This is a genomic window from Pseudomonas sp. E1MeOHC2 (assembly GCF_058745025.1).
In genome coordinates, this window is sequence record NZ_CP196675.1 from 5,771,447 (window position 1) to 5,782,898 (window position 11,452).

At 60.9% G+C, this 11,452-nt stretch carries 11 protein-coding genes; 7 read left to right on the forward strand and 4 right to left on the reverse strand.

From position 1 onward, the window contains the following. The first annotated feature begins 57 nt into the window (after positions 1 to 57). From ACSSU5_RS26230 to ACSSU5_RS26245, 4 genes are read left to right on the forward strand one after another with little or no spacing between them, the layout of a single operon-like run. Positions 58 to 1,008 (forward strand): PDR/VanB family oxidoreductase, encoded by a 951-nt coding sequence (locus tag ACSSU5_RS26230; RefSeq protein WP_492560271.1) that lies wholly within the window; start codon positions 58 to 60, stop codon positions 1,006 to 1,008. Positions 1,009 to 1,041: 33 nt separating this feature from the next. Continuing rightward, a complete protein-coding gene (locus ACSSU5_RS26235; RefSeq protein ID WP_264312910.1) occupies positions 1,042 to 2,151 on the forward strand; it encodes a Rieske 2Fe-2S domain-containing protein in 1,110 nt (369 codons plus the stop codon). Positions 2,152 to 2,197: 46 nt separating this feature from the next. Further along, positions 2,198 to 3,448 (forward strand): OprD family porin, encoded by a 1,251-nt coding sequence (locus tag ACSSU5_RS26240; RefSeq protein WP_264312909.1) that lies wholly within the window; start codon positions 2,198 to 2,200, stop codon positions 3,446 to 3,448. Between the two features lie 32 nt (positions 3,449 to 3,480). Continuing rightward, positions 3,481 to 4,782, forward strand: a complete 1,302-nt coding sequence (locus tag ACSSU5_RS26245) for an MFS transporter (protein WP_492560272.1) — start codon at positions 3,481 to 3,483, stop codon at positions 4,780 to 4,782. 57 nt (positions 4,783 to 4,839) lie between these two features. Here ACSSU5_RS26245 and ACSSU5_RS26250 read toward each other — a convergent pair whose 3' ends face one another. Together ACSSU5_RS26250 and ACSSU5_RS26255 are read right to left on the reverse strand one after the other, a co-directional pair. After that, a complete protein-coding gene (locus tag ACSSU5_RS26250) occupies positions 4,840 to 5,337 on the reverse strand; it encodes a RidA family protein (RefSeq protein ID WP_264312907.1) in 498 nt (165 codons plus the stop codon). Positions 5,338 to 5,418: 81 nt separating this feature from the next. Continuing rightward, positions 5,419 to 6,834, reverse strand: a complete 1,416-nt coding sequence (locus ACSSU5_RS26255; protein WP_319026040.1) for an NAD(P)/FAD-dependent oxidoreductase — start codon at positions 6,832 to 6,834, stop codon at positions 5,419 to 5,421. Positions 6,835 to 7,213: 379 nt separating this feature from the next. Between ACSSU5_RS26255 and ACSSU5_RS26260 the strand changes: the two genes are divergently transcribed. After that, complete coding sequence (locus tag ACSSU5_RS26260; protein WP_492561369.1) at positions 7,214 to 7,630, forward strand: c-type cytochrome; 417 nt, start codon at positions 7,214 to 7,216, stop codon at positions 7,628 to 7,630. 36 nt (positions 7,631 to 7,666) lie between these two features. On the opposite strand, the gene ACSSU5_RS26265 is transcribed toward ACSSU5_RS26260, so the two are convergent. Next, positions 7,667 to 8,767, reverse strand: a complete 1,101-nt coding sequence (locus ACSSU5_RS26265; RefSeq protein WP_492560273.1) for an oxidoreductase — start codon at positions 8,765 to 8,767, stop codon at positions 7,667 to 7,669. 122 nt (positions 8,768 to 8,889) lie between these two features. On the opposite strand from ACSSU5_RS26265, the gene ACSSU5_RS26270 reads away from it, so the two are divergent. Continuing rightward, positions 8,890 to 9,771, forward strand: a complete 882-nt coding sequence (locus tag ACSSU5_RS26270) for a LysR family transcriptional regulator (RefSeq protein WP_492560274.1) — start codon at positions 8,890 to 8,892, stop codon at positions 9,769 to 9,771. 24 nt (positions 9,772 to 9,795) lie between these two features. On the opposite strand, the gene ACSSU5_RS26275 is transcribed toward ACSSU5_RS26270, so the two are convergent. After that, entirely contained in the window at positions 9,796 to 10,539 is a 744-nt protein-coding gene (locus tag ACSSU5_RS26275) for a hypothetical protein (RefSeq protein ID WP_264312904.1), read from the reverse strand. A 377-nt stretch (positions 10,540 to 10,916) separates the two neighbouring features. Here ACSSU5_RS26275 and ACSSU5_RS26280 point away from each other — a divergent pair, with 377 nt between their 5' ends. Next, the gene (locus ACSSU5_RS26280; RefSeq protein WP_264312903.1) at positions 10,917 to 11,426 is read left to right on the forward strand and encodes a ProQ/FinO family protein; all 510 of its coding nucleotides are present in this window, start codon (positions 10,917 to 10,919) and stop codon (positions 11,424 to 11,426) included. Positions 11,427 to 11,452 lie beyond the last annotated feature (26 nt).

An 11,452-nucleotide genomic window follows, 5' to 3' on the forward strand; every position in this document is an offset into this window, starting at 1 on the left:
CCCTGCCAGGCACGCGCCCGTAAGCTGGCCCGACAACGACAATGACCGGAAACACCCATGGACCTCCACCCCCTCGCCCTGCGCGTCACGCGCTACGCCGCCGAAGCCAAGGGCGTCGTACTGATCGAACTGCGTGCCGCCGATGGCCGGGCACTCCCCCCCTTCAGCGCGGGTGCGCACCTGGAAATCCTCGTCGCCGGCGACCTGCCACGCCATTACTCACTGCTCAACGCCCCGCATGAACGCGACCGCTACCTGATCGGCGTGGGCCTGGCGCCAGACAGCCGTGGCGGGTCGCGCTTTTTGCACCAGCAACTGCGCCTGGGCGACACCCTCGCCTGCAGCCTTCCGCGCAACCACTTCGCGCTGGACGAAAGCCTGCAGCGTTACTGCCTGGTGGCGGGCGGCATCGGCATTACGCCGATACTGGCGATGCTGCGCTGGTGCCAGGCGCACGACAAAGACTGGCGGTTGGTGTACAGCGCGCGCAATCGCCAGCGCGCCGCGTTCTACGAAACCCTGCGCGAACTCGACCCTGCCCGGGTGCACCTGCACTTCAACGACGAAGCGGGCGGCCATCTGGACACCGCTGGGCTGCTCGACACCCTGCACGACGACGAGCACCTGTACGCCTGCGGGCCGGCGCCGATGCTCGACGCCCTGCAAGCCGCTGCCGGGCCACGCGCTGAACGCCTGCACATCGAGCGCTTCAGCGCCGCGCCGACCAGCACCGAGGGCGACAGCGGCTTCACCGTGCACCTGAACCGTAGCGACCGCAGCCTCTGGGTCGCGCCCGAGCAAAGCATCCTCGAAGCCCTTGAGGCCCACGGCATCGAGCTGCCGTTTTCGTGCCGGGCGGGCATTTGCGGCAGTTGCGAAACCCGCATTTGCGCAGGCGTACCGGACCACCGCGACCTGATCCTCTCGGACGCCAACAAGGCCGAAGGCCGCAGCCTGATGATCTGTGTCTCGCGCGCCCTCGGCGACACCCTGGTGCTGGACCTCTGAACCGCCTCACCCTGCTTGAAGGAGCCTCCAAACATGTCACTGCCAACCAGCAACCTCATCGCCCATGCCCGCAAGGCCAGCGAACCGATGGCCAACCGCGAAACCCCGTTCATCTACAACGAGTGGTACGTCGCCGCCTTTGACGATGAAGTCGGCCGGCACCTGTTGGCCCGGCGCCTGCTCGACCGGCGCGTGGTGATGTACCGCACGCAAGCCGGCGAACCGGTCGCCCTGGAAGACCGCTGCGCGCACCGCTCCTTCCCCCTTTCGCGCAGCCATCTGCAAGGCGACACCATCGTCTGCGGCTACCACGGCTTCCGCTACGACGCCTCCGGCGACCTGACCGAGGTGCCCTCCCAGAAAAACTGCCCGCGTGGCATTGGCGTACGCCGCTATCCCCTGGTGCGCCAGGGGCCGTTGCTGTGGATCTGGCTGGGCGAGGAAGCCCTTGCCGATGCGGCGCAGATCCCCCATCAGGCGTGGATCGACGACCCGGCCTGGGCCTGTACCTCCGGGTACTTCCATCACCCGGGCAACTACGTCAGCCTGCATGAAAACCTCATGGACCTGACCCACCTGAGCTTCCTCCACGCCAACACCATCGGCACCCCGGACTACGCCAGCGCACCGTACAAACTGGACCTCAAGGAAGGCCACTACACCCTGATCCGCGAAGTGGTACCCACCACCCTGTCGCCGGTCTGGGGCAAGACCACAGGCCTGGAAGGCTGCGCCAGTGCAGCACGCATTGCCACCTCGGAGTTTCTCTCCCCGGCCCTGCACCGGGTCAGCGTGGCCTTCTACGACAGTGCGCAACCGGTGGAACAACGCCAGCAGTTTCACATTCGTACCGCGCACATCCTGACCCCGGAAACCGCCAACAGCCTGCACTACTTCATCGTCCATGGCCGCGACTTCGCCCAGCACGATGAAGCCCTGGGCGAGTACATGCACGAGCAGCTGTTCGCCGCCTTCAACGAAGACGTCGAGGGCCTAGGGGCACTGGAAGCCGCGCTCGACGACCGCGACGACCACCACTACGAAATCTCCGTAGCCAGTGACGCGCCTGCCGTCGCCACCCGCATCTACCTGAAGAAACGTGCCGATGCCGAACGCCTGCACGCCAGCCGCAAGGTCGGCTGAAGCCAGCGCCGGCAGCCGTCCATAACAACAATAAAAGGGACATCACATGTTCAAGCCTGAACGGGGTATCACCTGCCTGCGCCTGGCGCTGCTGGCAGCATTGGCCTTGCCACTGCCAGCCCGCGCCGACTTCGTTGGCGACAGCCAGGGCAGCCTGGAGCTGCGCAATTTCTACCAGAACCGCGATTTTCGCCAGAGCGGTGCCAAGGCCTCGCAAGTCGGCAACTGGTCGCAAGCCTTCATGCTGCGCATGCAATCGGGCTTCACCGAAGGGCCTGTCGGGTTCGGCGTGGACTATCTCGGCCTGCTGGGGGTCAAGCTCGACTCGGGACGTGGCCGCAGCGGCGACGGCACGCTGCCTTTCGGCTCGCAATCAGGCAGGCCGGTGGACAACTTCAGCCACATGGGGGTCACCGGCAAGCTGCGGGTGTCAAAGACCCGCCTCGATGTCGGCATCCTGACCCCAACCCTGCCCGTGGTCTTTCGTGATGACATGCGCCTGATGCCACAGACGTTCGACGGCGCGCTGCTGCAGTCGCAGGACATCGAACGGCTGACCTTGACCGCCGGGCAACTCTGGCGCTCACGCACCCGTGAGTCGTCGGGCAGCGACCGCATGTACCTGGCCGGGCGCAGCGCCGATTTCGACAGCGGCGCCTTCGACGTACTGGGGGCCAGCTACGACGTCGGCCACGGCTTGATCGCCAGCGTCTTTCGCGGCGAACTGCACGACGTCTACCGGCAAGACTTCTACGGCCTGGTGCACACGCTGCCATTGGCGTCGGGGATGTCGCTGCTCAGCGACCTGCGTTACTTCGACAGCAACAGCGCCGGCACCGCCAAGGCCGGCAGCGTCGACAACCGCAATTTCAACATGATGAGCACCCTCAGCGTGGGCGCGCACAAGTTCGGCGTGGGCTACCAGCGCATGTACGGCAACGACGCCTTCCCCACCCTGAACGGCTACACCCCGCCCTACACCGCCAACCTGGTCACGATCGGCACCTTCACCAACGCCGGCGAGGTGTCCTGGCAGGCTCGCTATGACTACAACTTCGCCGCCCTCGGGCTACCCGGGCTGACCTTCATGACCCGCTATGTGCGCGGCGACGAGATCCGCACCAGCGCTGCCGACGGCCGTGAGTGGGAGCGCGACACCGACCTCGCCTACGTCATCCAGGCCGGCTACTTCCAGGGCTTGGGCGTGCGTTGGCGCAACGCGGCCTACCGCTCCAGCTACGCCAGCGACATGGACGAGAACCGGCTGATCGTCAGCTACACCCTGAAACTCTGGTGAACCCCCTTACACCTGCCCTTCGAGGTCATTTCATGAGCCAGACCCTCGCGTCTCTGCACCACGCGCAGAGCATTGCCAGTACCCACCGCCAGGTCAGCTGGCGAATCATGCCGCTGCTGCTGGTCAGCTACGTATTCGCCCACCTGGACCGCATCAACATCGGCTTCGCCAAGCTGCAGATGAGCAACGACCTGCAATTCTCCGACACCGTGTATGGCCTGGGTGCCGGGCTGTTCTTCGTGGCCTACGCGATGTTCGGTGTACCGGCCAACCTGGTGCTCGACAAACTCGGCCCACGGCGCTGGATCGCCCTGATGATGGTGACCTGGGGGTTGCTCTCCAGCGCCATGCTGCTGATTGACAGCGCGCATGGGTTCTACGCCCTGCGGTTCGGCCTGGGCGTGGCCGAAGCTGGTTTCTTCCCAGGGATTCTGGTCTACCTCTACCGCTGGTTCCCAGCCGGGCGCAGGGCGTCGATCACCGCCCTGTTCACCCTGGCCGTACCCATGGCTGGCGTGGTCGGCGGCCCGGTGTCGGGCTGGATCCTCGAACACATGCAAGGCACCGCCGGGCTGCGCGGCTGGCAGTGGATGTTCCTGATCGAAGGCCTGCCGGTCGTGGCCCTGGGGATGGTGATACTGGCACGGCTGGACGACCGGATCGAAGACGCGCGCTGGCTCAGCGACGAGCAGAAGCACGCCCTGCGGCAAACGCTGGCCGGCGAAGAAGCGCGCAAACAGATCAGTTCCTGGCGCGGCATCTTCACCAATGGCCAGGTCTGGCTGCTGGTGGCGATCTATTTCGCGGTCATGCTGGCGGTCAACACCCTGGCGTTCTGGATGCCGGCGCTGATCCACGGCTCGGGGATTGCCCACGATAGCCAGGTCGGCCTGCTCAGTGCTTTGCCTTATCTGGCGGGGTGCGTGTTCATGATTGCCGTGGGGCGCTCGTCCGACCACCGCAAGGAGCGGCGCTGGCACCTGTGCGTGCCGATTCTGATGTGCGCGCTGGGCTTGACCCTGACCGGCCTGCAGCCGCAGTCACCGCTACTGGTCATGGCCGGGCTGGTCATTGCCGGCATGGGCGCCAGCAGCGCGCTGCCGATGTTCTGGCAATTGCCACCGGCCTACTTGGCCGGGCCGATACTGGCGCCGGGGCTGGCGCTGATCAGCTCGCTGGGCAGCGTTGCGGCGTTCGTCGCGCCCTACCTCATCGGCTGGATGCGTGATAACACGCAAAGCGCCAGCCTGGCGCTGTACCTGTTGTCGCTGGTCATCGCCTTGGGCGCCCTGCTGGTGCTACGTACCTCGGCCGCGGTGGTCAACCCCCGCTGAGGCAAGGTACGCAGGCAGGCGTGGCTAGGCCGCGCCTGCTTTCAGCAGGCATCCCTCTCAGGGACGAACTGCGGTGACTTCGATCTCTACGCGCCAGGCTGGGTGAGCCAAGCCTGCGATCTGGAACGCGGAACGTGCAGGCAGAACTGGCTGCTTGGCGTCTGGGCCGAAGAACTGGGTGTAGCCGGCCATGAAGCCGTCGAAGTCCATCTTGCCGCCGTTCTCCGGGCCGCCTACCAGGAACACCTGCATCTTCACCACATCCTTCAGGCCCAGACCGAGGTCTTTGAGCTGCTTCTGGATGTTCTCGAGCACATTGATGGTTTGTGCTTTGGTATCACCGTAGGATTCCAGCGAATCCTTGGCTGCCTCAGGGTGGATAGCCGACGGAACAGAGCCGCTCAGATAAACGACGGTCTTGCCTGCAGGAACTTCCACAGCTGCCGAAATGGGGAAACTGCCTGCGCTATGGCGCACAACATCCTGTGCATGAACGCTCCCGGCACCAGCAATTGTCAGGGCCAATGCAGCAACGGTCTTGAAAGCGACCTTCATGTGTTTCTCCTAATTGATTACCACGGGTGATGTGCACGCCTCGACGAGGCGTGCACGGTCATTCCATTGTCGTAACGGGGTTTAGAATCGATACAGGCTAAACGGTGTTGGGTCCAGCACCGGGGCTTTGCCCAGCAGCAGGTCGGCCGTCAACTCGGAAGACACCGGGCTTTCTGTCATGCCCCAACCGGTCGCGGTATTGATGACCAGGCCAGAATACTCTTTGACCGTCGAAATGATCGGGTTCTCGTCCGGGGCGATCGCCATGGCGCCGCTCCACTGATCGATCAGTTTCGACTCGCTGAAGGCTGGGAACTCGACCTTGAGTTTTGCCAGCGATGCATTGAGCTCTGGAAGATCAGGGGCCGCCGTCATCAGCCTGTTTTTCTCGAACGGCGACACTTCATCCAGTTTCCAGCTGGTTGGCTGAAGGAACGAATCGATCAACTGCTTGTTGAGCGCGACGTGAACCGGGAAGTCAGGGATGGCCAGCAGTGGCAGGTATTTGTAGCCATACATGAACGACTCTTTGACCACCGGCGCAACCACAACGCGCGGCGAGGTGGCGTAGGTGCCGTCAGCCTGCTCGCGGAAGTAGATGTTCCCAGGCAACGCCACGTTACCGCCAGGTGCACGAGGTGCAGCGCTGATGATCTGCTGGGACTGGTAGGCCGGCAAGGTCGGCACATCGACCCCCAGGTTCTGCATGAACAGCCTGGACCAGGCACCACCGGCCACGACGACGCGAGAAGTCTTGATGGCGCCCTTCTCTGTCACCACGTCGGAGATGACACCTGCTTGGGTTTCCAGCCCCCTCGCGGCGCAGTGGGTGTAGATGCGCACGCCCATTTTCTTGGCGTAGTCGGCCATGACGTACGAGGCACGCTCGGCGTCCAGGCTGCCCGAGTCTTCCTCGAAGCCTGCGATCTTCCAGCTGGACGAGGCGCCGCGCAGGCGCTGCTCAAGTTCAGTGCCTTGAATCATGCGGGTCTTGAAGGGGATGTCCGAGCCAACCTCACGGGTTTTGAGGTCGATCCACTTTCTGACGCCTTCCAGGTCTTCTTCGTCGAAAGGCACTTCGACACGGCCTTGAGTGCGGTAGCTGGTGTCAGCACCGACCTTGGCATTCATCTCGCGCCAGCGTTGCTTGCCAAGGTGGTGCAACTGGAAGGTCGCATCCGGCATCTTGTAGGTCATGACCTGGCCATAGAACCGGCAGGACTGCTCGCCGGCAATCTCACCTTTTTCAACGACGACGACCGACAGGCCACGCTCGACAAGGTTGATCGCGGTCATGAGACCGAGAATGCCAGCGCCGACGACGACCACGTCTGCTTGCTTGGGCAACGTTCCCTCGGTGCCTTCTACAAAGCCAAACCGTGGTTTGCCGGGGATCAAGCGACCCTCGCGCGTCAGCATAGGGGTCAGGATCCCCGCACCCGCTGCAGCCGCCACGACGCCACCGCCGATCAAAAATTTACGCCTGGTCATTCCCATGACACTTTCCTTTCCTAGCATTCGGTATGGGTTACATCAGCCCTAAGCAACGGGCGCATGCAAGGCCGACAGCCGCCGTGGCCAACTTTGTGGTCATCGCGTCAGGCTGACGGTTCAAATTGAGGGCGGCTATTCTGGTGATGCCGTGCAGCGAGAAGAATCGCTGAGGACAAATACTTAGTTCATGTATTTCGTAACTTTCGCGAAAGGGACATAAAGAGTTGATTTAGCGACGCGGTGTATTCGAAGCCGCTACGCGGCGCGCGCAGGGAAAACGAGTCTGGCAGGAGCTGATAACATCCCCGGGGCCACAGCGGCAAGTAGGCTGCCCTGCCCTGCGCTGACACCCAAGGAAGAAAGAATGTCGGAACCCACCGGGATGTTGGATAACCTGTTTCAGCAACAATGCCAACTTAAATTTAGAAGATCGCTCTTCGTTTTACTAGGGGTTTTCTCACTCGCACAAACACCCCACGCGCTCGCAGAGACTGCCAATGGCAAAAATCTCTACATACAGCGGTGTGCCGTGTGCCACGGCGCCGATATCAAGGGGACCGGGGCGCTGGCCAATAAAAGCAACCCACCAACACCTGACCTTACAACGGCTGCTTTCAAGAAACGGCTGAGCGATTATCCAGGCGTTATTGTAGCGTCGGTGATACTGCGCCCAAATGGAAACTTGATCCCAAAGACCTTGCAGGAGAACGGCGTGAAGATACCGCCGCACGCCTGGAGCGTTAAGGATTTTCGCGACCTCAATCAATACATGACGGGGGTGATTGCAAAAACGCGATGATCGGAGATCTGCGCCGAAGCACACCAGGCTGGTTGCTCAAAGCGCCAGCTCCTGCTCTTTGATATTGGCGATAGGTGCAAGGATTGAGGCGTCGAATGGAGCGACAGGTTTGCCGGCACACAGCAGGCTCGGGAAGTCGGGATTTGCCAGTGCTGCTTTCCCCACGGCGATGATGTCGGCGCCCGCAGCGAGCATCGACTCAGCATGCGCCATCTCGTGCAGACCGCCATTTGCGATAAGCGCCGTTCTAGGCGCGTATCGACGCGCCAATGCGACCAAGCTGGCACTGCTGGTAGCAAATGCCGGTTTCCAGGCCTCGAACTCGGTCACGTGGATAAAGTCGACGCCAGCGTCTTCCAGCAGACCAAAGATAATCTCGGCATCCTGCTCGCCGCCTTCCCATTTGTGCACGAAGTCGTTGACCTTGCCTTGAGAGATTCGTATCCCAACCGGGAAATTCTGCACCGCTTGCCTGACCGCTTTGACGACTTCAAGGATCATCCTCATCCGCTGCTGCGTACTACCCCCCCAACGATCATGACGATTATTGGCGTAATCCGTAAGAAACTGGTCAAGCAGGTAGCCGTTTGCGCCATGGATTTCAATGCCATCGAAACCCGCCTCGGCGACTGATCGTATTGCCGCCTGGGCGAACCCTGCGATGGCGTCAGCGATGTCTTCATCAGTCATCGCCTTAGGAACAGGGTACAGGCCTTCTCCATAGTAAAAACCCATTTGCTCCCCTTTGGGCCGAACCGCAGAGGGAGCAGCGGTTTGGCCGCTAAAGCGGTTACCTTGACTCAGGGCACCTGCATGCATGACCTGAGCAAAGACGGCGCCTTGATGAGCATGAATTCGATCCGTCACCGCACGCCAGGCGAGAGCCTGTTCATAGTCGGTAATGCCCGGCTGGAAGGGGTAGCCTTGGGAAAATTGCTGGTCGGTGTAAATACCCTCAGTGATGATCAAACCGAACCCGCCTTGGGCGAAGCGCTCGTAGTATCGAGCCATTGCATCGGTAGCCAGGCCTGACGGGGTGGCACTCACACGCGTCATCGGAGCGACTGCCAAGCGATTGGGTAGTTCAAGCCGATTAATATCGTAAGGCGTTAAAATAGCGGGGTTCGAATCGGACATGGTAGACCTCGTCATTCTCAAGATTGGTACTTACTTACCTATAATTGCGAATGCTACGGTGCGGCTGTACCCTGACCAAGCCGTTCAACTGTGAAACCGGCATAACAAAATAGGATGTAATGATGTTGGTAGCGGACGTTCGAGTGTTTCTTTCGGTGGTCGCAGCAGGTAGTCTGTCAGCGGCTTCCCGGCAGCTGGACGTGGCACCGATGCAGGTTTCCCGGCGAGTAGCTGCGCTGGAGGAAGAGCTAGGGGTTCGGTTGTTTCACCGCACTACGCGGTCGGTCTCGCTCACCGCAGAAGGCGAAGCTTTTCTTCCATACGCCCACACGATGATAGAGGCCGAGGAAAGTGCGCTTGCACACCTAAAGCCTGCTTCGAGCCAGGTCACCGGAGTATTGCGGCTGACGGCGCCCAGCGTCTTCGGCCAGTCCATTGTTCTAGCGATACTTGAGCGATTGCTCCAGCAGTATCCTGGGCTGCGCGTTGAGCTGGATGTTTCAGACTCGGTGGTTGATATCGTCGGACGCGGTTTTGACTTGGCGCTGCGGATCGCGCCGCTGCCCGATTCCGAGTTGGTTGCCAGGCGGGTCGCCCCCAATCCTCGCGTGTTGTGCGCCGCACCGAAGTACCTGGATAAGCACGGCAAACCTTCCACACTGCTGGAACTACAGCAGCACCAGTGCATCGTCCTGCAAGCTGTTCCGAAATGGCCGTTCGTGGTAAACGCAGACATCGTTCGACGGCGCATGGAAGGCCGAGTGAGTACCAGTAGTGTCGGTGCGGTGCGAGACGCAGCCCTCCAAGGCCTTGGCATAGCGATGTTGGCTTACTGGGATGTCCTGCCTCAGCTCAGAGACGGTTCGTTGATCGAAATTGCGTTGTCGGATGCGGGTATGGAACAGCTCTCGGTATGGGCCGTCACCCCATCGCGCCGATATGTTCCCGCGCGGGTTAAGGTGTTTCTTCAGATGCTCGAAACAGAATTGGCCAAGCGCGGCTAGAAGGCCGCGTCGACCTACCATCAGTCAGCCTCTTTCGAGCTCATCTACATGCTCCAACTGCAGACCTTCCCACATGCTCCAGACTTCGGAGGTGACACAGCGTGAGCGGTTACCCTGGCCCCGCGGTTGAGAGAAGAATGAGATGCCTTGCTTGAGGCTGATTAACTCCCGCTCATTACCAGGCTTACCATTGCTGCCCACGGCAAAGTGAGGGCTGAAACATTCAATGCCCATCGCCAGTTGCTCGCTGATGTCACTGCGATCCTGGAAATCCGACTCTTTGGCGCGAATCATCTGGCGGATGATGGACAGGTCGATGATGGTGCTTTCATGCCAGTACGCGGCGCAGTTGTAGGCGGCCACCCAGGCAATGTTCGATTCCTGGACCATGAAATTGATCGTGTCAGCCTGCGAGCGTTTGGCGGTGCCAGCGGAGAAGCACGAGCCCAAAACCACCCCGGTGATATTGGCTGCCACTGACTTTAGGCTGCACTCGACCATGATGTCGATGATCTTGGCGCCTCCCACGCGCTGGCCGTCGCCATGGCCAGCGACATAGACGATGGCATTTTTGTACTTATGCTTGCTCAGCGCAGCGAATGCCAACCTGAAGCTGCTCACATCGTAGAAGCGTGAGTGCAGAATTTCGACATCATTGGATTGTTTGGCCAGACCTTGAAAAAAGGGCTCGACCGAGCTGCGGTTGATATCCCCTTCATAGATGTTCCAAGGGGCTTCAAGAATCAGTACGGCGTTTTTTTCGTGCATGAAATCAACTTTTCGACAAGAGGGCTTTTGACTCGGCGCCGTCCATAGCAACTGCCATCAGCACCCCTCGCAGCCCGAGCGGGGTGTCAGCACACATCGGTGGCGCCAATACGCCTGCCGATCATGGAAGGCGTGATTCGATAGTAATAGTGGTTTACACCTGAAGGGTAGCGTTTACCTCATTCATCCTCCTTCTTCATTCAGGCGCAGACGCCAGCGCGTACGCCGTCAACGCCACTCTCCCCTACCCGTTGATGAGATCAACTCATTCTCGCGCTCACGAAAACAGTGGCGATTCATCCTGTTTCAGCTGCTCTCAAGCGCTGAATGGCATATCCTTACGCCACGCAATCAACTTCGAAGCAGTGAATTAAACGATGGGTTTTGAACAACTAGCTGAGCTACGTGACCGCCTCAGGGCAGAAAAAGAGCAGGTAAAGGCCGATAGCGCGAAACACCCCAAGCGCAAATCTCCCCCGCAGGCGAAGCCTCGCGACCTGGACCCGGCGGTGGCAGCGATCTGGCCGTTGCAGAAGCATTTTCCATTGGCCTTCCCTGTCAATCCGGCCCCCAAGGTGCCGCTAAAGGAGGGTATCTTCAAGGATGCCGAGCAACACCTGGAGCTGCTCGGCTTGACCCCCGAACAGCTTAAGCTGGGCATCTCTACCTGGTGTCGGGGAACCCGCTACTGGGCAAGCATGGTGGAGGGTGCGCCGCGCTTGGACTTGAGTGGTCAAGCATCTGGCACTGTAACCGCCGCTCAGGCGCTGCACGCCAAGCAACAAGCTTCGCGGCAACGCAGCCAGGGCCGACGCAATCGTGCGAAGTCAAAAGCAGATGCCCCGGCCGCTGCCGCTGATACCACAGCGGAGCAGACGACGGACTGAGTCCAGTCGCGCTCTGCTCTGTTTTC